This window comes from Obesumbacterium proteus (assembly GCF_001586165.1).
GTDB classification, from domain to species: domain Bacteria; phylum Pseudomonadota; class Gammaproteobacteria; order Enterobacterales; family Enterobacteriaceae; genus Hafnia; species Hafnia protea.
This window is the reverse complement of record NZ_CP014608.1, coordinates 1,122,005-1,144,059: the sequence shown is the minus strand read 5'-3', so window position 1 is coordinate 1,144,059 and position 22,055 is coordinate 1,122,005. Positions and strand designations below refer to the sequence as shown.

At 49.4% G+C, this 22,055-nt stretch carries 17 protein-coding genes; 5 read left to right on the top strand and 12 right to left on the bottom strand.

Annotated features, from left to right (window positions below; translation table 11 throughout):
• Nucleotides 1-149: 149 nt before the first annotated feature.
• The gene (locus tag DSM2777_RS05490) at nucleotides 150-785 is read right to left on the bottom strand and encodes an NTP transferase domain-containing protein (protein WP_082790857.1); all 636 of its coding nucleotides are present in this window, start codon (nucleotides 783-785) and stop codon (nucleotides 150-152) included.
• 31 nt (nucleotides 786-816) lie between these two features.
• On the opposite strand from DSM2777_RS05490, the gene yqeC reads away from it, so the two are divergent.
• On the top strand, nucleotides 817-1,620 hold the full coding sequence (gene yqeC, locus DSM2777_RS05485) for a selenium cofactor biosynthesis protein YqeC (protein WP_061553367.1): 804 nt from the start codon (nucleotides 817-819) through the stop codon (nucleotides 1,618-1,620).
• Nucleotides 1,621-1,658: 38 nt separating this feature from the next.
• Nucleotides 1,659-3,251 (top strand): selenium-dependent molybdenum cofactor biosynthesis protein YqeB, encoded by a 1,593-nt coding sequence (gene yqeB / locus DSM2777_RS05480; RefSeq protein WP_061553366.1) that lies wholly within the window; start codon nucleotides 1,659-1,661, stop codon nucleotides 3,249-3,251.
• Between the two features lie 96 nt (nucleotides 3,252-3,347).
• Here yqeB and arcC read toward each other — a convergent pair whose 3' ends face one another.
• The 5 genes from arcC to ygeW form a co-directional block, all read right to left on the bottom strand.
• Complete coding sequence (arcC, locus tag DSM2777_RS05475; protein ID WP_046459900.1) at nucleotides 3,348-4,280, bottom strand: carbamate kinase; 933 nt, start codon at nucleotides 4,278-4,280, stop codon at nucleotides 3,348-3,350.
• 38 nt (nucleotides 4,281-4,318) lie between these two features.
• Nucleotides 4,319-5,710 carry a dihydropyrimidinase gene (hydA, locus tag DSM2777_RS05470; protein WP_061553365.1) on the bottom strand — a complete coding sequence of 464 codons (1,392 nt, stop codon included), beginning with the start codon at nucleotides 5,708-5,710 and terminating at the stop codon, nucleotides 4,319-4,321.
• 82 nt (nucleotides 5,711-5,792) lie between these two features.
• Complete coding sequence (locus DSM2777_RS05465; RefSeq protein ID WP_046459902.1) at nucleotides 5,793-7,010, bottom strand: YgeY family selenium metabolism-linked hydrolase; 1,218 nt, start codon at nucleotides 7,008-7,010, stop codon at nucleotides 5,793-5,795.
• A gap of 75 nt (nucleotides 7,011-7,085) precedes the next feature.
• On the bottom strand, nucleotides 7,086-8,285 hold the full coding sequence (gene dpaL / locus DSM2777_RS05460) for a diaminopropionate ammonia-lyase (protein ID WP_061553364.1): 1,200 nt from the start codon (nucleotides 8,283-8,285) through the stop codon (nucleotides 7,086-7,088).
• A gap of 77 nt (nucleotides 8,286-8,362) precedes the next feature.
• Nucleotides 8,363-9,550: a knotted carbamoyltransferase YgeW gene (ygeW, locus tag DSM2777_RS05455; RefSeq protein ID WP_046459904.1), complete on the bottom strand. Its 1,188-nt coding sequence runs from the start codon at nucleotides 9,548-9,550 to the stop codon at nucleotides 8,363-8,365.
• A 510-nt stretch (nucleotides 9,551-10,060) separates the two neighbouring features.
• Here ygeW and DSM2777_RS05450 point away from each other — a divergent pair.
• Nucleotides 10,061-11,839 (top strand): sigma-54 interaction domain-containing protein, encoded by a 1,779-nt coding sequence (locus DSM2777_RS05450; RefSeq protein ID WP_025798538.1) that lies wholly within the window; start codon nucleotides 10,061-10,063, stop codon nucleotides 11,837-11,839.
• Nucleotides 11,840-11,920: 81 nt separating this feature from the next.
• On the opposite strand, the gene DSM2777_RS05445 is transcribed toward DSM2777_RS05450, so the two are convergent.
• Together DSM2777_RS05445 and DSM2777_RS05440 are read right to left on the bottom strand one after the other, a co-directional pair.
• Nucleotides 11,921-12,250: a hypothetical protein gene (locus DSM2777_RS05445; protein ID WP_046359512.1), complete on the bottom strand. Its 330-nt coding sequence runs from the start codon at nucleotides 12,248-12,250 to the stop codon at nucleotides 11,921-11,923.
• A 103-nt stretch (nucleotides 12,251-12,353) separates the two neighbouring features.
• Nucleotides 12,354-12,893: a single-stranded DNA-binding protein gene (locus DSM2777_RS05440; protein WP_043488863.1), complete on the bottom strand. Its 540-nt coding sequence runs from the start codon at nucleotides 12,891-12,893 to the stop codon at nucleotides 12,354-12,356.
• A 423-nt stretch (nucleotides 12,894-13,316) separates the two neighbouring features.
• Here DSM2777_RS05440 and uvrA point away from each other — a divergent pair, with 423 nt between their 5' ends.
• Nucleotides 13,317-16,148: an excinuclease ABC subunit UvrA gene (gene uvrA / locus DSM2777_RS05435; protein ID WP_046459905.1), complete on the top strand. Its 2,832-nt coding sequence runs from the start codon at nucleotides 13,317-13,319 to the stop codon at nucleotides 16,146-16,148.
• A 100-nt stretch (nucleotides 16,149-16,248) separates the two neighbouring features.
• Here uvrA and DSM2777_RS05430 read toward each other — a convergent pair whose 3' ends face one another.
• The 3 genes from DSM2777_RS05430 to DSM2777_RS05420 all read right to left on the bottom strand — a co-directional run bounded on the left by DSM2777_RS05430 (nucleotide 16,249) and on the right by DSM2777_RS05420 (nucleotide 18,401).
• Complete coding sequence (locus DSM2777_RS05430; protein WP_025798545.1) at nucleotides 16,249-16,596, bottom strand: MmcQ/YjbR family DNA-binding protein; 348 nt, start codon at nucleotides 16,594-16,596, stop codon at nucleotides 16,249-16,251.
• Nucleotides 16,589-17,017, bottom strand: a complete 429-nt coding sequence (locus tag DSM2777_RS05425) for a secondary thiamine-phosphate synthase enzyme YjbQ (protein ID WP_061553363.1) — start codon at nucleotides 17,015-17,017, stop codon at nucleotides 16,589-16,591. The genes DSM2777_RS05430 and DSM2777_RS05425 overlap by 8 nt, the downstream gene beginning before the upstream one ends.
• Nucleotides 17,018-17,210: 193 nt before the next feature.
• Nucleotides 17,211-18,401 (bottom strand): amino acid aminotransferase, encoded by a 1,191-nt coding sequence (locus tag DSM2777_RS05420; protein WP_061553362.1) that lies wholly within the window; start codon nucleotides 18,399-18,401, stop codon nucleotides 17,211-17,213.
• Between the two features lie 190 nt (nucleotides 18,402-18,591).
• Here DSM2777_RS05420 and dkgA point away from each other — a divergent pair, with 190 nt between their 5' ends.
• A complete protein-coding gene (dkgA, locus tag DSM2777_RS05415) occupies nucleotides 18,592-19,422 on the top strand; it encodes a 2,5-didehydrogluconate reductase DkgA (RefSeq protein WP_061553361.1) in 831 nt (276 codons plus the stop codon).
• A 176-nt stretch (nucleotides 19,423-19,598) separates the two neighbouring features.
• Here the strand turns inward: dkgA and DSM2777_RS05410 are convergent, their stop codons facing one another.
• Nucleotides 19,599-21,929, bottom strand: a complete 2,331-nt coding sequence (locus DSM2777_RS05410) for a YgiQ family radical SAM protein (RefSeq protein ID WP_061553360.1) — start codon at nucleotides 21,927-21,929, stop codon at nucleotides 19,599-19,601.
• Nucleotides 21,930-22,055 lie beyond the last annotated feature (126 nt).

The following is a 22,055-nucleotide window of genomic DNA, read 5'->3' as shown; positions in this document are numbered from 1 at the left end:
ATTATCAAATTAGAATCACACGATATCAGTTTGATAAAAAATAATGAACGTTACTTTTAAAAGTGAGAGCGCAATCGATAAACAGAATTAAAACATCTATTCCTTACTAAATATCCAGCAAGGAATAAAATAATAAATAGCCGCAAACATTATATTTTTAGCAAGCGCTGATATGCCTCTGGCGTATCTATATCCATAACCGTTTCCGGTTGCAGCATATTAAGATAGCGGTACTCCCCTGCGAGCAAAAACTCGCGCATTGATGATACAGCCACATCATCTTGGCAAGCTCTTTTCATGATGCTTTGAGGCAGCAAAACCGGGTGTCCAGGCGTTCCTTGGTGGCAGGGCAACAGCGCGTATGGCCCACGTTTAAGCCAAACCTGATGGAAAATCTCACGGTTCAAACAAGGAATATCACCGTGAGTGATAAAGCAATAATCTGTTTTCACGATCGGACCTGCTGCCTGTATGGAAGAAAATAATCCGCTGGCGTAATTATTATTTACAACAACTGTGATATCACTCTCAGTATTATAACGTTCATACAGTTCATCACCGCGATATCCAACCACTAATATAATATGGCTACAAAACTGCCTCGCATTTTCTATACTTGAATCAAGAATCGTTCCTTCTTTATAAGGTAGCATCATTTTCCATTGCCCCATTCGAGAGGAAAGGCCCGCAGCGGTAATGATACAGTCAACATTTTCACGCGGCTTCAAACTTCCAACCGGAGATATATTCGCGTTCAGATGTTTTCCTCTTTTCTGATTCATCATTCCCTCTCTGCATAACCTTTAATGAATGCTTATGAATTCTGACCTAGACGTACTATTTAATGATGTACTTTCAAGCGTGAAAAATAATAAGTCATACTTGATAAGCCTCATTGGTGCCGGTGGTAAAACCAGTACGCTATTTTGGCTTGCCCAGCGATTTTCTCAGCAAGGCCTGAGCGTATTGATCACCACCACCACGCATATGTACCGACCTGAACCGTCACAGGCCCAGACTATCATTGAAAAAGAGGATTGGCATGCTCTCCTTACCCACCAAAAAGCATCATCCTCCACTTCCAAGATCGTAGCACTATTCACTGAATATAACGCGGCCACTCATAAAGTTTCAGGTATTACGCCTGAGCAGGCCGACATGCTTCAAGCCACCCAGCTCTTTGATGTCATCTTAGTGGAAGCTGACGGTGCCCATCAGCGATTACTCAAAGCGCCAGCAGGGCATGAACCTTGCATCCCCCAAAGCAGTAAATGTGTCATTGCACTGACTGGAGGCCTTGTCATTAATAATCCTGCCGACCCTGAACAGATCCATCGTTGGCCTATTTTTGCCGAACTTTGCGGCATAAAAGCCGGAGATAGCTTAAATATTTCAGTATTTGAGCGATTCATCGCTCACCCCGATGGGATGTTCAAAGGCGCACCGCAGCAAGCGCTTCGGGTTTGGTTTATTAACCGACTTTATCAGATTGATAATGCGCTATTGGGCTCACTGACTGCTCTGCTAGATGCACGGCCCGAGCTCAACGCCATTTGGGTTGGCGCAGTTCGAGAGTCACCTCCGATTACACACCAGTTATGTCAGTCGCAAACCACATAAAGGAATTGACGAACAATTACGGGGATCTTGAGGTTGCTATGAACATTTTTGCACAAGCAGCACGACTGGAAGAAGAGAACAAACCCTTTGCTTTGGCACAGATTATTGAGAGTCGAGGATCAACGCCGCGTCACTCAGGCCAAATGCTGGTATTGGCCGATGGCAGCATCGTTGGCACTATCGGTGGCGGCATGGTTGAGCGCTTGGTCATCGATCAGGCACTAGAAGCCTTATCTGAACGCAAAGCACGTGTTTTTCATGGACGAATGGCGCGTAACGGCCAAGATGCAGTCGGCTCTGACTGCGGCGGGGCGATGTCGGTTTATATTGATGTGCATGGATTACGCCCACGCTTAATTTTAATTGGTGCGGGCCATGTTAACCGCGCAATTGCTCAGGCCGCAGCCCTGCTCGGTTTTGATTTGCACGTTGCTGATACCTACGCTTCCAGCCTTGATCCATCACTGTTTCCAGCAGGCACTACGCTGGTTCATGCCGAGACTTTCAGCGCGGCTATTGAAAAACTGAATATCGAGAAAGAAAACTTCGTCATCATTGCAACCAACAGCCAAGACAAAGAAGCCCTTGATGTCTTGATCGAAAAACCGGTGAGCTATCTTGGTCTGCTTGCGAGCCGCAGAAAAGTACAAACGTTCACGCAGGCATTGCGTCAGCAGGGCATCGCGCAAGAGCATCTTGAACGCCTGCATGCCCCGATTGGCTACAACATCGGAGCTGAAACGCCTGAAGAAATTACCGTCAGTATAATGGCTGAAGTCTTACAGATAAAAAATCATGCCGCTGGCGGGTTAAAACAGGATGATGTGAGATTGAAGCGCGACAAACTCGTCGTCATTCGCGGGTCTGGCGATATCGCCACCGGCGTCGCGTTACGGCTTTATCACGCCGGTTTTCATGTCATCATGTTAGACATTGCCAAGCCCACCGTCATCCGCCGAACCGTCGCGTTTGCTCAGGCTATTTTCGATAACGAAATGACGGTTGAAGGCGTAACGGCGAGAAAAGCGAGCAGCGTCGACGAGGCCTTTAGCATCCTTGATCGCGCTGAAATTCCCGTGCTTGTTGATGAGCAAGCCAGCTATCTCAGCGAACTCAAACCGCGTTTTTTAGTGGATGCTATTTTGGCAAAGCAGAACTTAGGCACCCACAAAGATATGGCGCCGGTGACTGTCGCTCTGGGCCCCGGATTTAATGCCGGACATGACTGCGACGCCGTTATTGAAACTAATCGCGGACACTATCTTGGCCGCGTTATCTATCAAGGTTACACCCAACCCAATACGGGTATCCCAGGCAATATTGCCGGTCATACCACGCGCCGCGTTATTCGTTCGCCAGCTTCAGGCATCATGCATTGCTGCGTTGCGCTGGGTGATTTAGTTAAAGAAGGCGAGGTAATGGGGCATATCGGAGAAACACCGGTGTTTGCTCCGCTGTCGGGAATGGTGCGCGGTTTATTGAGTGAAGGATTAGAGGTGAGTGCCGGATTTAAAATTGGCGATATCGATCCGCGCGGCGCTGAGGCTGACTACACCACCGTTTCAGATAAGGCGCGTGCCATCGGTGGAGCGGTACTGGAAGCCATGATGAAACTGGATCGTAAACACTAAGTTCTTCTTTCTTACTTATTCGCTCGCTCCATCTCTTTTCTTTAGTTTGGCAAGGCATCAAGAAAAGAAAATGGAGCGAGTTCACTACCTCACAACTTAATGAGAAATCACCGTTCCGGTTTTTCCCTCAATGCCCTGCTGGGCTTTACTCAACACGGTAATCAGAGCTTGGCGACCAGGGCGAGACTCCGCAAATGAAACCGCCGCTTCGACCTTAGGCAACATCGAACCTTTGGCGAAATGCCCCTCTTCAATGAAGCGCTGAGCATCAGCGATGCTCAATTGATCAAGCCATTGCTCATTAGGCTTACCAAAGTTAATCGCCACTTTTTCTACCGCGGTTAAAATAATCAGCATATCTGCGTCAATCATTTCAGCCAGTTTGGCACTCGCCCAATCTTTATCGATAACCGCGCCCGCACCGCGTAAGTGGTTACCTTCACGCAGAACAGGAATACCGCCGCCGCCGACCGTAATTACGACTTGTCCCGCATTCAACATCGCGGCCACGGTTTCTTTCTCAACGATATCAACCGGTTTTGGCGAAGCCACAACTCGACGATAGCCACGGCCTGAATCCTCTTTCATGGTGTAGCCATTTTGCGTCAGCAGTTTCGCCTCTTCTTGTGAGAAGAAAGAGCCTATTGGCTTAGTTGGGTTAGCGAAAGCGGGATCTTTGGCGTCAACAATGACCTGCGTAATAATCGTGGCCACCGGCGTATGTAATCCACGATCGAGCAGTTCTTCACGCAGCGCATTTTGCAGATCGTAGCCAATGTAGCCCTGACTCAACGCGACACAAACAGACATCGGCAACATAGGCGTATGCGCTTCTGTTCTCGCCGCTGCTTCAAAAGCCTGATTAATCATTCCCACCTGTGGGCCATTGCCGTGCGTCACCACCACTTGATGACCATGGGCAATCAAATCCACAATCGCTTTCGCCGTCGATTTCACCGCCTGCATTTGCTCGGCGAGTCCTTCACCTAACGCATTGCCGCCCAGCGCAAGCACAATTTTCTTTTTCATCCTATCCCTCGCAAATATTGGTGACGTAAGTTAAACGATTAAATAATGGTGGGTTGAGCAAAAGGCTGGCGGTGAATAAAGCGACCAAAGCCAGCCTGCCCGATAAATTTTTTGTCCTGGTATACGCATTCACCCCGGCAAAGCGTGGTGATAATTTCACCTTGGCAGCGATAGCCTTCATAGGGTGAATAGTCCGCATTATCATGAAGATGAGCGTGTTCGATGGTGACGTTTTTCAGTGGGTCAATAATGATGACATCAGCATCAGCCCCCACCGAGAGATTGCCTTTCTGTGGCCACAAGCCAAACAGGCGAGCAGGATTGGTACTGGTTAGCTGCACAAAACGTGAAGGCGAAATCCGACCTGTCATCACCCCTTCAGAGAACAGCAACTGCATACGGTTTTCGACGCCGGGCAAGCCGTTTGGGCAGCGGGTAAAATTCCCCTCAGACATGGCAATACGCTGTTGATAAGGGAACGTACAGTGATCAGTTGCAACCGTATCGATGGCGCCGTCAGCAATGCCGCACCACAATTTGTCTTGCTCTCGATGGTTACGTAGCGGAGGGCTGAGAATAAACTTCAACGCGTCTTCTCGTTGATAGCTACGTTCATCTAGCAGCAAATATTGCGGGCAGGTTTCCACCCAAACAGGCTGGTGCCGTTCTCGTGCCAATCGTAAATAGTCCAACCCCAACCCGTTCGAGAGATGGACGATATACAGCGGTGCATTTCCCGCGAGCTGGGCTAGATTAATCATTCGGCTAATGGCCTCAGCCTCGCACTCGAGCGGACGGCTCAATGCATGGTACATCGCCGATGTTTTACCTTCGGAGATAAACTGTTCGCGCCGCAACGCAATCGCAGCGTCATTTTCAGGATGTACCGTCGCCAACGCACCGACCTTATGTAGCTGCTGCAAAGCGCGCAGCACATCGGCATCGCCTAGCTTGTAGTTGTACGTCAGATAGAGCTTAAAACTGCTAATCCCTTCGTCATGCACCATGGATGACATTTCATTGAGAATGTCGTCGTCGATATGCTGGATCACCCCGTGAAAGCTGTAATCAACGACGGCTTTTCCCGCCGCATATTGATGATAAGCATTTAGCTGATGATGCAAATTGCATCCCGCTGGCCCAAATCCCATATGGTCAATAATGGTTGTTGTACCGCCGCAGGCTGCTGCGCGTGTGCCGGTAAAAAAATCATCACAGCTACGGGCTATTCCAACATCAATATTAAAATGCGTATGAACATCAATTCCTCCGGGCATCACGTAGCACCCATTGGCATCGATCACCTCTTCAGTCTCATCGTCGGAGATGTGTGCCGCTACGCGTGCAATCACTCCGTTCTCAATCAGCAGATCCTGACGAACTTCGCCGTTTTCGCTAACGACTACGCCATTTTTAATCAGCTTTTTCATGGGATCAGTTTCCTTGAATGCCATACTGAAAAAACCACTCCAGCCAAATTTCGGCGGGAGTGGGTTACGCAATAAACGCTAATTATTTTTTCAGTTCACCAAGGTAAGACAGAGGGATAGCAGCGTACATGGCAGCACAGGTCACCAAATGGTCTTTCCAGGTTTTTTCATTTGGCGCATGCGCTTCTGGCTCTTTGCCTGGGCCAAAACCGATAACCGGAATGCCATGACGCCCCATGATAGAAACGCCATTTGTCGAGAAGGTCCACTTATCTACAACCGGTTTTTTGTTAAACAGCCCTTCGTAGGCTTTGCTTAGGGTTTTCACCGTGATGTGGTCTTCTTCCACTTTCCATGTTGGGAAGTAGCACTCGGTTGGATAGACCAAGCCGGTGTAAGAAGGTCGTTCATAGTTGTACATTGATACCACGGCGTTTGCCGCTTTCACCGCTGGCAGCGCACGGATCTCATCCAGTGCCCCTTCCCATGTTTCACCCCAGGTTAAGCGGCGGTCGATGGAGACTGCGCAGCTATCAGCAACGGCGCAACGGCTTGGCGAGGTGAAGAAAATTTCAGATACGGTTAATGTCCCCTTGCCCAAGAAATCATCGTTACCGAGATGGTTCGACAGCTCTTTCAATTCGTTAAGAATCGGGCCCATTTTGAAAATGGCGTTGTCACCGCGTTCTGGCGCAGAGCCGTGGCAGCTGATACCTTGTACGTCCACGCGAATTTCCATGCGTCCACGCTGGCCGCGATAGATTTGGCAGTCTGTAGGTTCAGTACTAACGACAAACTCAGGGCGGATTTTGGATTGCTCAATAATGTACTGCCAGCACAGACCGTCGCAGTCTTCTTCTTGAACAGTACCGGTCACCAGCAGCGTGTATTGATCTTCCAGCCCCAGATCCTTAATGATCTTACCGGCATAAACCATCGATGCCATGCCGCCTTCCTGATCCGATGCACCACGTCCACCGATCAGCTCATCATCTTCCATCCCCTGATACGGATCGAAGTTCCAGTTTTTAATATTACCAATCCCAACGGTATCGATATGGGCATCCATTGCAATCAGATGCGGCCCGTGGCCGATATACCCTAAAATATTACCCATTGGGTCAATTTCGACTTTATCGAAACCGACTTTTTCCATCTCTTTTTTAATGCACTGTACAACCAGTTTTTCATCACAGCTTTCACTTGGGATCGCGATCATATCGCGCAGAAAGCGGGTCATTTCATCTTTGTACTGATACGCTTTTTCCAACACCATTTCGAAAGGAACTTGCTTAGCCATTTTTCTTAAACTCCAATGTGTTAGCTCGCTTACGGCGAGAAAATAAAGGTCAGAAAGTCGTTAATTTCATCGCTTTCAGCTACAGGCGGGATGTTTCCCTTCCCAAACGACTTCTCGGTAATGTTTGACGTCGGTATCGCCTTCCGTGCTGATCAGCAACACAACGGAGTCATGATTTAAACCCAGCTGTTGCATCAGCTCTTCACGTTTTGGATGGTGATGAACGGCGGCCAAGACGCCCAGCCCTACGGCACCAGATTCACCAGAAACAATGCGCGGATCGCTTCCCAGCGGATTGCCGAGAACGCGCATACCTAACGCAGCGACTTTGTCTTGGCAGGAGATAAACTGAGTGGCGCAATTGCGCAGCAGTGGCCATCCGAGCGGATTAGGCTCACCGCAGGCTAAACCGGCCATAATGGTGGCCATATCGCCGCCCACATTGACGATTTCACCTTTTAAACCTGAACGGAAAACACAGTCGGCAAGATCGGGTTCAACAATCACGGAATGCAGTTTTTCAGCACCGAAGACATCAACCAGATAACCCAAAACACCGCCGGCCATTGCGCCAACGCCTGCCTGTAAGAAGACGTGTGTTGGTCGCTGAATGCCCATGGCCTGCATTTGCTCGACCGCTTCATCGGCCAGCATGGAATAACCCTGCATAATCCACGTAGGGATCTTGGTGTACCCTTCCCACGCCGTGTCTTGCACGATTTCCCAGCCGCGTTCTTGGGCGGTTTTCATGGTTAAACGCACCGTGTCGTCGTAGTTCATATCGGTCACGATGCATTCCGCACCCAGATTGCGGATATGATCTACGCGCTCACGTGCGGAGCCTTTCGGCATATAAATAACGGCGTTTTGGCCCAGTTGCTGAGCGGCCCATGCCACGCCACGCCCATGGTTACCATCGGTAGTGGTGGCGAAGGTCATTTTTTCCGTCAGCGTCGACTTCAGCTTTTCGAAAGAAAACGTATTGATGTCGATCTGGTATTTTTCACACAGCAAACGCGCAATCGCGTAAGCCCCACCCAACATTTTGAAAGCGTTCAAACCAAAACGCTGAGACTCGTCTTTGACTAAAATTTTATTAACGCCAAAAAGCTGAGCCAGTTCGTCTAAAGAACAGAGCGGCGTAGGCTGATAACCCGTTATTTTTTTGTGGAAGGCACGAGCCTTTTGCGCTTCTGCGCGAGAGAAAAGTGGAGACGTTTCACCGTTGAAAAAACGGTTTTGCGCAATATCCACTTTCATAGAGAAAACAGACATAACCCATCCTCATCAGGAGAGTATCCGCCAGAGGCGGAAATACCGACGCATCGACAGATGCGCCGGTGCAGACAGTATTACTTGATACGTTTTTGCGCTTCTTTCAGCAGTTGTTCTAACACCAGACCTGGTTTCGAGAATTTACGCGCGACGATCATGGCGGCGATGATATAAGGCTTCCAGCTGGCTTCTTTGTAGGTAGCAATACGATATTTTTCAAATACGCCTTCGGTAACTTCGCCTTCCTTACAAGACACGCCTGAAATATCCGCTGGCAGGCAGTGCATGTAGAGCGCTTCGCCACCTTTGGTGTGCTTCATCATCTCTTCGGTGCAGTGCCAATCTTTGTGCTTAGCGTTCTCAGATAAACACTGTTTTTCCAACGCTTTTAGACCGTCATGATCGTTCGCACGCAGCAGTTCGGTACGCTCTTCCATGACTTTATAAGGAGCCCAAGATTTCGGATAAACGATATCAGCGTCTTTGAACGCTTCAGCCATGGAGTTCACCTGACGGAAACTGCCACCAGAGGATTCCGCGTTTTGTTTTGCTACCGCAACCACGTCTGGAATGAGGTCATAACCTTCTGGATGAGCCAGCGTAACGTCCATACCAAAGCGGGTCATCAGACCGATGATGCCCTGTGGCACAGAGAGCGGTTTACCGTAGCTTGGTGAATACGCCCACGTCATCGCAATTTTTTTGCCTTTTAAGTTTTCTAGGCTGCCGAAATGTTCTTGGAGCCAAGCCAAATCGGCCATCGACTGCGTTGGGTGGTCGATGTCACATTGCAGGTTTACCAATGCCGGACGCTGCGGCAGAACGCCTTGTTCATAGCCTTCATCCAGCGCTGCGCCCACTTCGCGCATATAAGCGTTACCAGCGCCAAGATACATGTCATCACGAATACCAATGGCGTCGGCACAGAAAGAGATCATGTTCGCGGTTTCACGCACGGTTTCACCATGCGCAATTTGTGATTTGCCTTCATCCAGGTCTTGTTGGGTTAATCCCAGCAAGTTCAGGGCTGAAGCGTAAGAAAAACGAGTTCTTGTGGAGTTATCGCGGAAAACAGAGATGCCTAAACCGCTGTTGAAAATCTTGGTCGCAATGTTCTCTGCGCGCATGGTTTTTAATGCTTCGGCCAGATCCAGAACCAGTTTCAGCTCATCTGGGCTTTGCTCCCAGGTCAGCAGAAAATCTTTTTCATGCAGATTCGACTTAAGCGCGTTGATATCCTTGATTAATTCGTTAACTGTTCTCATCTCATGGCCCTACAAAGTAAGTGATTGGCGTTTGATTTAATCTGCTATGGCGCACGTATGGCGGGTGGTTCAACGCTCGCCGTGAATAGCGACTGTTAACTCTTAAACAATAACTATGCCAAGCTGTGATTAATGGAGAGAGAACGGATGAAATAGGGGGAATAATGTGAGCCAAGCCTCATTATTTATTCAAAATCAGCGTGTGCAGTTATGAATATCAGTAATAGTTACATTATTAACTCACTAAGAAAGCTATTTCACTTTGCAAGCAACGCAAATAAAAACGTTATTCTCAGTTTTGTAACAACCCAGAATGATAACAAAAACCATATTCTTATCAGTTTGATAATAAAGTGTGATGCCAACAACAGAAACTCATCCTAGTGAAGAAAAGGCAATTGATGTTTATCAAACCACACTTTCTATTCATGTATTATCGTAAGGTGAAAAGGACATAATTCCCGTTAACCATAAACGCGAATAATTTAGCGTTAGAGAAAGGTTCTGATTATGACACCCGTAAATGCTCAGTCCATATTGATGCAAATTCAGCCGACGATCTTACGCTTCACAAAAATGCTCGCCAGCGTCTTACAATTGGAAGTCGAAATCGTGGATGCCAATATGACGCGAGTATCGGGCACCGGCCCCTACGGGAAATTTTTTGGCCGAAAGCTCAATAGCAACTCAAGACTTCTTAGATATGTTCTTGATACCAAGCAGGAAAAAGTTGTTATCCATTCACGATTCGATCCAGTTTGTGACGGCTGCACTAGCAAAGACAGCTGCAAAGAAAAAGCCTTTCTTGGGATCCCCATTATTTTTCAAAACGCCTGCATCGGAGTGATCAGCTTGGTGGCATTTACGCCGGAACAACAAGAGAGAATAAAAGATAATATTCATGAGTTCTCTGACTACGTCCGCCATATATCCAATCTTTTTGTCTCTAAGCTGCTAGAAAATCAAGGGGGCAGCGATGGAATAAATAAAATACTCATGAGTCTCATTGAGAATATGGACCAAGGCGTACTGGTTATTGATAATGAGAATAGAGCTAAGTTTGCTAACCCCACGGCATTAAAACAGCTTAATGCGTCTCAAGATCAAATTATGGGTAAAACCTTTAATATCAGACCGCTTACTTTTCAACAAAATTATACCAGTGGCCATCTGCAACATATTATTTCCTTTGATGAACAACAGGAACTTATTATTGGTCAGCTGCATGATATTCAAGACCACCAGCTTTTTTTAATGGCATTTCATCAATCTCATTCACCGATGAACGTTGATTTTAATCCAGACGACCCACGCATTGAACATTTGGTCGGTGAATGCCGCCCAATTCGTACCTTAAAGCGCCTGATCACCCGCGTTGCACCTAGTCCATCCAGCATTCTCGTGGTTGGTGAAAGCGGAACCGGTAAAGAAGTGGTGGCGCGTGCGATACATCAACTGAGCGATCGTAATAACAAACCTTTTATTGCCATCAACTGCGCGGCTATTCCAGACCAACTGCTAGAAAGCGAATTATTTGGCTATGTTAAAGGCGCATTCACCGGAGCTTCGGCGAATGGGAAAATAGGCCTGATTCAAGCGGCCAACAATGGAACGCTTTTTTTAGATGAAATTGGAGATATGCCCCTGACGCTGCAGGCTAAATTACTGCGTGCGATTGAATCACGAGAAGTTCAGCCAATTGGTTCTAGTAAGCCAATCCCTGTCGATATCAGAATTATTTCCGCGACTAACCAAAACCTAGAGCAATACATTGCCGACGGGAAATTCCGCGAAGACCTCTACTATCGTTTGAACGTTATTCCAATGACGCTACCGCCGCTGCGTGAGCGCCAAGGCGATATTGAGCTCCTAGTGCATTATTTTTTAAATCTGCACACCAAGCGTATCGGGATTGTTTATCCGGGCATGGCGCCAGAAGTGATGTCTTTGCTCAAGCTTTACCGCTGGCCTGGCAACGTGCGCGAACTCAGCAACCTGATGGAATATTTGATTAACGTGGTTCCAAGCGGAGAGGTGATTGATATCTCGCTGCTCCCTCCGAACTTGGTTAATGGGCAGGTGATACGCAGCTACCGAGAGGATGTCCCTTATCAAAGCGCGGCAGCCTGTGAAGAGCACGGCGCAACAGGGCTTGAAGACATGGAGCGACAGATGATCCGCGAAGCGCTGAGCCGCCATAATAATAAAAAGCAGGCCGCCGACGAGCTTGGCATTGGTATCGCAACGTTGTATCGAAAAATCAAAAAATACGAACTTACGTCACTTTAGGCACTGAGCCCCTTGCGCTAATGCTGCGCAGGGGCTTGCCCGCATCCCACATTTGGCTCGATAGCCAATGCGCAGATTGTGTTAACCGTGAACCAACAGCATGCCCATAATGAACAGACATAACATCATCGGCAGAGCTAAAACCAGTAATTCCAGCATGCGCTTGCCCGGATGCAAAACCTCATCCTCTTTCGTTTTGGCTAGCGCCATCGCCCCCAGTAGCACGGCCAGTAAAGACAGGGCACCAGCAAAACTAAAATCGGCAAATAGCACAGACATCTTCCATGCATTATAAGCTTCTGGCGATACCGTCGCCTGATGCTGCCCTTCAGCCATCCATTGCCACAGTAGCAATACCAGCGGCAGCAGCCATGAGCCTGCGCCAGCGATCCATGAAATACGTCTAATCATTGCCTTCTCCCTAAAACTAAGACCGAGATATAGCTAAATCTCGATTTCCACTCAAAAAAAAGCCCCGCAATGCAGGGCTATGAGCTGATTTCTTTAACAGAAATCAGAATGGAATATCGTCATCGAAATCCATTGGAGGTTCATTGCTTTGTGGCTGAGCTGCAGGCGCATTCTGTGGGCGAGCCGCTGGCTGAGAACCGCCGCTAAACTGATTGCCCTGTGGCTGCTGAGGCTGACCCCAACCGCCCTGCTGCCCTTGTGCCTGACCGCCGCCCATAGGAGCGCCGCCGCCTTGACGTCCACCCAGCATTTGCATGGTGCCGCCAACGTTTACGACGATTTCAGTGGTGTATTTTTCAACGCCAGCCTGATCGGTCCACTTACGAGTCTGCAAAGCACCTTCGATGTAAACCTGAGAACCTTTACGCAGATATTCACCTGCAACCTCTGCCAGCTTGCCAAACAACACTACACGGTGCCATTCGGTTTTTTCTTTCTGTTCGCCGGTTTGCTTGTCGCGCCAAGTCTCGGAGGTGGCCAGAGTAATATTGGCTACAGCACCACCATTCGGCATATAACGGACTTCTGGATCTTGACCCAGATTCCCGACAAGAATCACTTTGTTAACGCCTCTGCTGGCCATTTCGATTCTCCTGATGAAGTAAATTTGTACACACTAAAAATAATTATAGCGCGTAGTCTAAACCGTTAATTCTATCACGCTAGAGCCCTAACAGCATCACTGTTCGCTTCTGTGAAGTGGATTCCTTAATTGTTTAAGCATAGAACAATTTTGCATTCATATACTGGATATTCATTCAGGTTTTATTGTGCCATAATTGATCGTTTCAAGCATCGTTGTGTACTCCTAAACCCGCTAAATATCGCAGCAGGCCGCGCCGTTACTGGCCTCAGCGCATTTTACCGACCGAGAGCACAACGCTGGGCCAAGATTATCCAGAGCCTATCCCAATAGGTACTCCGCTGTTGCCTGCTGTGTACGATTTATCAGCAAACTGCGGTAGGTAAGCCTAATGAGATGGGTTCTTCATCCGGGAAGTCGTTAATGGATAAAATAGAAATACGGGGTGCTCGCACCCACAACCTGAAAAATATCAATCTGATCATTCCTCGCGACAAGCTGATTGTTGTGACCGGTCTGTCAGGCTCAGGCAAGTCCTCTCTGGCGTTTGACACGCTGTATGCTGAAGGTCAGCGTCGGTATGTCGAATCGTTGTCTGCCTATGCGCGTCAGTTTCTTTCTTTGATGGAAAAGCCAGACGTTGACCACATTGAAGGTCTATCTCCGGCAATTTCCATTGAGCAGAAATCTACCTCGCATAACCCGCGTTCAACCGTGGGGACAATAACTGAAATCCATGATTATCTGCGTCTGCTGTTTGCCCGCGTTGGTGAGCCACGCTGCCCGGATCATGATGTTCCCTTAGCCGCACAGACCGTCAGCCAAATGGTTGATAACGTGCTGACGCAGCCGGAAGGCAAGCGTCTGATGTTGCTGGCGCCGATCGTTAAAGATCGCAAAGGTGAGCATACTAAAACGCTGGAAAATCTGGCGGCACAAGGCTACATCCGCGCCCGTATCGACGGCGAGGTCTGCGATCTTTCCGATCCTCCTAAGCTGGAGCTTCAGAAAAAACACAGCATCGAAGTTGTGGTCGATCGTTTCAAAGTGCGTGATGACATGGCTCAACGCTTGGCGGAATCCTTTGAAACCGCGCTAGAGCTGTCTGGCGGCAGCGCCATTGTTGCCGACATGGATGACGCTAAAGCGCCTGAGCTTCTGTTCTCCGCTAACTTTGCCTGCCCAATTTGTGGCTACAGCATGCGTGAGCTTGAACCACGTTTGTTCTCGTTTAACAACCCGGCAGGCGCTTGCCCTACCTGTGATGGCTTGGGTGTGCAGCAATATTTCGACCCCGATCGCGTGGTACAAAACGCTGAGCTGTCGCTGGCCGGCGGCGCAATTCGCGGTTGGGATCGTCGTAACTTCTACTATTTCCAGATGCTGAAATCGTTAGCAGACCATTATCATTTTGATGTGGAAGCACCGTTCGGTAGTTTGGATGCTAAAACGCAGAAAGCCGTGCTGTATGGCTCCGGCAAAGAGTCGATTGAGTTTAAATATATCAACGACCGCGGTGATATTACGGTGCGCAACCATCCGTTCGAAGGCGTGTTGCACAATATGGAGCGCCGCTATAAAGAAACGGAATCTTCTGCGGTACGCGAAGAGCTGTCGAAATTTATCAGCAACCGTTCATGCGCATCGTGCCACGGCACCCGTTTGCGTGAAGAAGCTCGTCATGTGTTCGTTGAGAACACTACGCTACCTGTGATTTCAGATCTCAGCATTGGCGATGCTCTGGCGTTCTTCCGCGATCTTAAACTGCAGGGCCAGCGTGCGCAGATTGCCGAAAAAATCCTGAAGGAAATCGGCGATCGTCTGAAGTTCTTGGTTAACGTGGGTCTGAACTATTTAAGCTTGTCTCGTTCTGCCGAAACACTTTCCGGCGGGGAAGCGCAGCGTATTCGCTTAGCGAGCCAGATCGGTGCGGGTCTGGTTGGGGTGATGTACGTGCTGGATGAGCCTTCAATCGGCCTACATCAGCGCGATAACGAGCGACTTCTGGAAACCTTGATCCACCTGCGCAATCTGGGTAATACCGTGATTGTGGTGGAGCATGATGAAGACGCCATCCGCGCCGCAGATTACGTGATTGATATCGGTCCAGGTGCGGGCGTGCACGGCGGTGAAGTGGTTGCGCAAGGTTCAGTGGATGAAATCATGGCGGTGCCTGAATCGCTCACCGGCCAGTTCCTTAGCGGTAAACGTGAAATCGCGGTGCCTGCGGAACGCGTTCCTGCCGACGCAACCAAAGTACTTAAGCTGATTGGCGCCAGCGGAAATAACCTGAAGGACGTTACGCTGACGCTGCCTGTAGGTCTTTTCACCTGTATCACCGGCGTTTCTGGCTCCGGCAAATCAACGCTGATTAACGATACCCTGTTCCCGATTGCGCAAACCCAACTAAACGGTGCAACGCTTGCGGAACCTGCGCCGTATCGCGCAGTGGAAGGGATGGAACATTTCGATAAAGTTATCGATATTGACCAAAGCCCAATCGGCCGCACGCCACGCTCTAACCCTGCAACCTACACCGGCATCTTTACGCCGGTACGTGAGCTATTTGCTGGCGTGCCAGAGTCACGCGCACGCGGCTATAACCCCGGACGCTTTAGCTTTAACGTTAAGGGCGGACGCTGCGAGGCCTGCCAAGGTGATGGGGTTATCAAGGTTGAAATGCATTTCTTGCCGGATATCTACGTGCCTTGCGATCAATGTAAAGGTAAGCGTTATAACCGTGAAACGCTGGAGATTAAATACAAGGGCAAGAGCATCCACGAAGTGCTGGATATGACAATTGAAGAAGCACGTGAGTTCTTCGATGCAGTTCCGGCGCTGGCGCGTAAGCTGCAAACGCTGATCGATGTCGGTCTGTCCTATATTCGCTTAGGTCAGTCAGCAACCACGTTATCTGGCGGTGAAGCGCAGCGTGTGAAGCTGTCTCGCGAACTCTCCAAACGCGGAACCGGCCAAACGCTGTATATTCTGGACGAGCCAACCACCGGCCTGCATTTTGCCGATATTCAGCAACTGCTGGCGGTATTGCATCAATTACGCGATCAGGGCAACACCATCGTGGTCATTGAACATAACTTGGACGTGATTAAAACGGCTGACTGGATCGTTGATTTGGGCCCAGAAGGCGGCGGCGGCGGTGGTCAGATTCTGGTATCAGGCACACCGGAAACGGTGGCTGAATGTGAGCAATCACATACTGCTAGGTTCTTGAAACCGTTACTTAATAAAAAATAGAGTATCGTCACAAGCCTAAAATTAATGCGCCCCGATGAGAACGTTCATCGGGGCGTTTTATATTTTGGCATTCGCGATCCGCTTACCGATTAAAAAGAGATTACAGCCCTTGGCGAGTTTGTTCACCGATATGGTTAAGCGCTAAAGAATAAGAGCCATCAACCAGTTTATAGAGCAAAGAATCCTTGAGGGTGCCGTCGAGGAAAATCGTACTCCAATGCGCTTTATTCAGGTTAGGGCTTGGGACGATATCTTTATGCTCGCTGCGCAGTTGCGCTGCCTGCTCACAGCTCATTTTAAGCGCCACGGCTGGACGGCCTTCAACATGGTCAACCATCGCAAACATCACGCCGCCTACTTTAACCTGATTGGCTCGCCAACGATTTTGAACGCTTTGCTCTGCTCCCGGTTTAGCCATGCAGTATTGCAAAAATGCCGAATTATTCATGAACAATATCCCCTTGTATAGTTGCGACGATCCGGCGCGTACCGCCGTGCACGCGGTGTTCGCCAAACCATATCCCCTGCCAGGTTCCCAACTGTAGCTTTCCCCGACATATCGGTAACGTTAGGGAAGCCCCTAACAGCGAAGACTTAATATGCGCAGGCATATCATCATCGCCTTTATAGTCGTGCTCATAGGGAGCATCTTCGGGGACCGCTCGCATGAAGTGTCGCTCCATATCGTAACGGACAGTGGGATCACAGTTTTCGTTGAGGGTTAACGACGCGGAGGTGTGCTGCAGCAGCAGATGCAATATCCCGACCTCGACAGAGGCTAACTGAGGGAGTTTCTCGATAATTTCATCGGTGACCAGATGGAAACCACGCGGCTTTGCATGCAAAACAATAGTGTGCTGATACCACATCTTCAGACGTCCTTAACTAGTATATTCTTTGTACAATAGTCAGCAACTTTTGAGCATCAAAAGTTATGTAAAGAAGGGTTCAGGTTACTCTTCGAACTGCGTGTTTTCAGCCAAAAAGTTATTTATTCTTGGTGAAAAAATGAAAAAGCCTATGCGTATCAGAGCATAGGCTAAAAAAGATAGGGTTAAGTGGTTATACAGCAGCAAATGACTGAGCAACGCGCTGCGCATTAGCGTGATTCATGCCCGCTACGCACATGCGACCGCTGGCGATTAGATATACGCCAAACTCTTCGCGCAGTCGCTCAACCTGCTGAGCGCTGAGGCCGGTATAGCTAAACATACCGCGCTGCGACATCAGATAGTCAAAGTTGCGCTGTGGTAATACGGTTTTCAAACCATCCACCAGCGTGCGACGCATTTCAATGATGCGCAGGCGCATACTTTCAACTTCTTCTAGCCATAAGGCTTTAAGCTTCGGATCGTTAAGCACCGTTGCCACCACCTGTGCGCCGAAGTTAGGCGGGCTGGAGTAAATGCGGCGCACGGTCGCTTTCAACTGGCCCAATACTCGACTTGCGGCTTCTTCGCTTTCACACACGACGGATAACCCACCAACGCGTTCACCGTAGAGGGAGAAAATCTTCGAAAACGAGTTACTCACGAGGCAAGGCAACTCTGCCTGCGCCATCGCGCGGATGGCATAGGCGTCTTCTTCCATACCTGCGCCAAAACCTTGATAAGCAATATCGAGGAAGGGAATAAGTTCACGCGCTTTCGCGATTTCAATCACGCGATCCCATTGCGCATTGGTGAGGTCTGAGCCCGTTGGGTTGTGACAGCAAGGGTGCATTAACACAATACTGCGCGCAGGCAGTTGATTGAGCGTGTTGAGCATCGCATCAAAATTCACACCCAGCGTTTCAGGGTCGAAATAGGGATACTGATGCACTTTGAAACCCGCACCCGAGAAGATCGCAATATGGTTTTCCCACGTTGGATCGCTGACCCACACCTCAGAATCAGGGAAATAATGCTTTAAAAAGTCAGCCCCAACTTTCAGCGCACCGGAACCACCAATGGTTTGTACCGTCGCAATTCGCTTTTGAGCAACCATAGGATGAGTATCGCCAAACAATAGGCTCTGAATGGCGTTACGGTATGGCGCTAATCCTTCCATCGGCAGATATAACGACGCGGCACCCTCGCGAGCATTCAGGATTTCTTCCGCCGCAGCAACGGCTTTCAACTGAGGAATAGTTCCCTTTTCGTCATAGTACAGACCGATACTAAGGTTAACTTTATCGGCTCGAGGATCCTGTTTGTAGGTATCCATCAGCGAGAGAATCGGATCGCCTGCATAGGCGTCTACATGCTGAAACACGGGTGCTCTCCTTGAAATCACGGGGGGTAAAAATGGCTTTAACAACACAATAACCTTGTCACAGGTCATAAAGCTAGAGCCAATTACTTCGTCCATACCGATCTTTTTGGGCTAGGCTTAAAGGATACGTTTCACCATAACGGATGAGGCTTTCTGTTTAGCCTTACCAGCAGATGTATAGGAGAAAACGATGTCCACACAACCTCTTATCAAACTGAGCGACGGAAATACCATGCCACAGCTCGGTTTAGGCGTATGGCAGGCCTCGAATGAGCAAGTCATCACCGCTATCGAAACAGCGTTAGAGACAGGGTATCGCTCAATCGATACTGCGGCTATTTATGCTAATGAAGAAGGCGTCGGTAAAGCGTTAGCGAACTCGTCAATTGCTCGCGATGAGCTTTTCATCACGACTAAACTATGGAACACAGACCAAGATAATGCGGCGAAAGCGCTGGAAGAAAGTCTGAAAAAGCTACAGTTAGATTACATTGACCTGTATCTGATTCATTGGCCTGCTCCTGCGCAGGATAAATACGTTACCGCGTGGAAATCGCTGATTGATCTCAAGAAGCAGGGGCTGATTAAGAGCATCGGCGTATGTAATTTTAATATCCCACACCTACAGCGCCTGATCGATGAAACCGGGGTTTCACCCACAGTGAACCAAATTGAGCTTCATCCTTTGATGCAGCAAAAACCCATGCACGCATGGAATGCCACGCATCATATTGCCACCGAGTCTTGGAGCCCGCTGGCGCAGGGCGGTGAAGGCGTTTTTGATACCGAAATCATTCATAAGCTGGCGCAGAAGTATGAGAAAACCCCGGCTCAGATTGTTATTCGCTGGCACTTGGATTCAGGATTGATAGTGATCCCTAAATCCGTCACGCCAAAACGCATTCAGGAAAACTTTGGGGTGTTTGATTTTAGGCTGGATAAAGATGAACTGAGTCTGATTGCCAAACTTGATAGCGGAAAACGTCTGGGCCCTGATCCGGATACGTTTGAAAAGCTTTGATTAATCGCTAAAAAAATCCCCGCGGTGCGGTAACGCCGTTAACAAAGCTCGATTTTAGGGGGAGCACACCGATGGGGTCGTAGCGGCGTTAGCCGCCGGAGCGCCCCGCGGTGTGGTAGACCCGTGTATCTCGATCTTTTAAACGAGCGGCGTAACACCGCGGGGATTTTTTATCGTTATTTACCTTTGGTCACTCGAGGTGCCTTGCGCCCTGATGGCTTCGCCGCAGTTTTTCCAGCTGGTGTATGCGCCGTTGGTTTAGTTGCTTGCGGCTTGCCTTTAACAGGCTTGCCCGCCGGAGAAGCCTTATCATGCGCTTTTCCATTGCGCTCCGCTGATGGCGCTTCACCGCGAATTGTTTTAGGTTTTGCACCACGCTGTTCAGGCTTCGCCGGAGCACCGGTATGCTTAGTCATCGCTGGGCGCATATTTCTCTGGTATCCACGACGCGCTTCGCGTTGTTCTTCCAACGTTGGGGCAGGAACTAAACACTCACGGCGTGAACCGATCAAATGCTTCATCCCCATCTCTTCCAGCGCACCACGGATCAGCGGCCAGTTGGCCGGATCGTGATAGCGCAGCAGCGCTTTGTGCAAACGGCGCTGACGATCGCCTTTCGGCACCACAACGTCTTCGCTTTTATAATCGACTTTACCCAGCGGGTTTTTGCCCGTGTGGTACATCGTGGTGGAATTCGCCAACGGCGATGGATAGAAGTTTTGCACCTGATCCAAACGGAAACGGTTTTTCTTCAGCCACAGCGCTAAGTTGACCATATCTTCATCTCGCGTTCCCGGATGGGCTGAAATGAAATACGGGATCAAATACTGTTCTTTGCCAGCCTGCTTGGAATAAGTATCAAACAGCTCTTTAAAGCGATGATAACTTCCCATACCCGGCTTCATCATCTTAGACAGCGGCCCTTCTTCGGTATGCTCTGGCGCAATCTTCAGGTAACCGCCCACATGATGGGTTGCCAGCTCTTTGATATAACGCGGATCTTCAACCGCCAGATCATAACGAACCCCAGAGGCAATGAGGATTTTCTTCACGCCATCCAGATCGCGCGCACGACGATACAGTTTGATGGTCGGCTCATGGTTGGTGTCCATGTGCTGACAAATCTCTGGGTAAACGCAGGATGCACGACGACAGGTTTGCTCGGCGCGCGGTGACTGGCAGCGCAGCATATACATGTTAGCCGTTGGGCCTCCCAAATCGGAAATCACACCGGTAAAGCCAGGGACTTTGTCGCGGATCTCTTCGATTTCCCGAATGATTGAATCTTCTGAACGGCTCTGGATGATGCGGCCTTCGTGTTCGGTAATCGAACAGAATGAACAGCCGCCGTAGCAACCGCGCATGATGTTGATGGAGAAACGGATCATCTCATAGGCAGGAATACGGGCGCTGCCGTAGGCCGGATGAGGAACACGCTGGTAAGGCAGCGCAAATACGCTGTCCATTTCTTCCGTGCTCAACGGGATCGCCGGAGGGTTAATCCAAATATAGCGATCGCCATGTTTTTGCATCAAAGCGCGCGCACAGCCGGGATTGGTTTCATGATGCAGAATACGTGACGTGTGCGCATACAGCACTTTGTCATTTTTAACTTTTTCATAAGACGGCAGCAGCACGTAGGTTTTTTCCCACGGCTTAGGCTTCGGCGCACGCACGGTGATGGTTTGTACGCTATCGTCTTTCTTCTTATCGGCATCTGGCGCACAGGCCAAATCGTCGCCGTAAGGGTTTGGAATCGGTTCGATACGGCCCGGCTTGTCTAAGCGTGTAGAGTCCACGCCGCTCCAGCCCGGTAGCGCCTCTTTGCGCATGACCGCGGTATTACGCACGTCGATAATGCTGGCAATTGGCTCACCGGAGGCTAAACGATGCGCAACTTCTACCAGCGGACGTTCGCCGTTGCCATACATCAGCATATCGGCTTTAGAGTCCACCAGCACCGAACGGCGCACGGTATCAGACCAATAGTCGTAGTGAGCAATACGGCGCAGGCTGGCTTCAATCCCACCTAAAATCACCGGAACATCGCTGAACGCTTCTTTACAGCGTTGGGTATAAACCAATGTTGCGCGATCTGGGCGTTTACCGCTTTCATTGTTTGGCGTGTAAGCATCGTCGTGGCGCAGTTTGCGATCGGCGGTATAGCGGTTAATCATCGAATCCATGTTGCCCGCAGTGACGCCATAAAACAGGTTCGGTTTCCCCAAACGCATAAAATCGGCTTTGCTGGTCCAGTCCGGCTGCGCGATGATCCCCACGCGAAAACCCTGAGCCTCCAGCATACGGCCAACGATTGCCATCCCAAAACTTGGATGGTCAACGTAGGCATCACCGGTAACGAGAATGACGTCACAGCTATCCCAGCCGAGAGTATCCATTTCCTCACGCGACATCGGTAAGAACGGGGCCGTGCCGTAGCACTCTGCCCAATAGGGCGTGTAGGAGAACAAATCACGTTCTGGCTGGATCAGGCTGATACTACTCATGACATCACTCTTTTCTATTTATCTGGGGAAGTTTGCGCTGAAGCGGAACTGCAATACGTTGTGCCGTTAACGATTCGGGTGGTTAACAAAGCATCAATATCAGGGCGGCGATTATACGCATTTGCA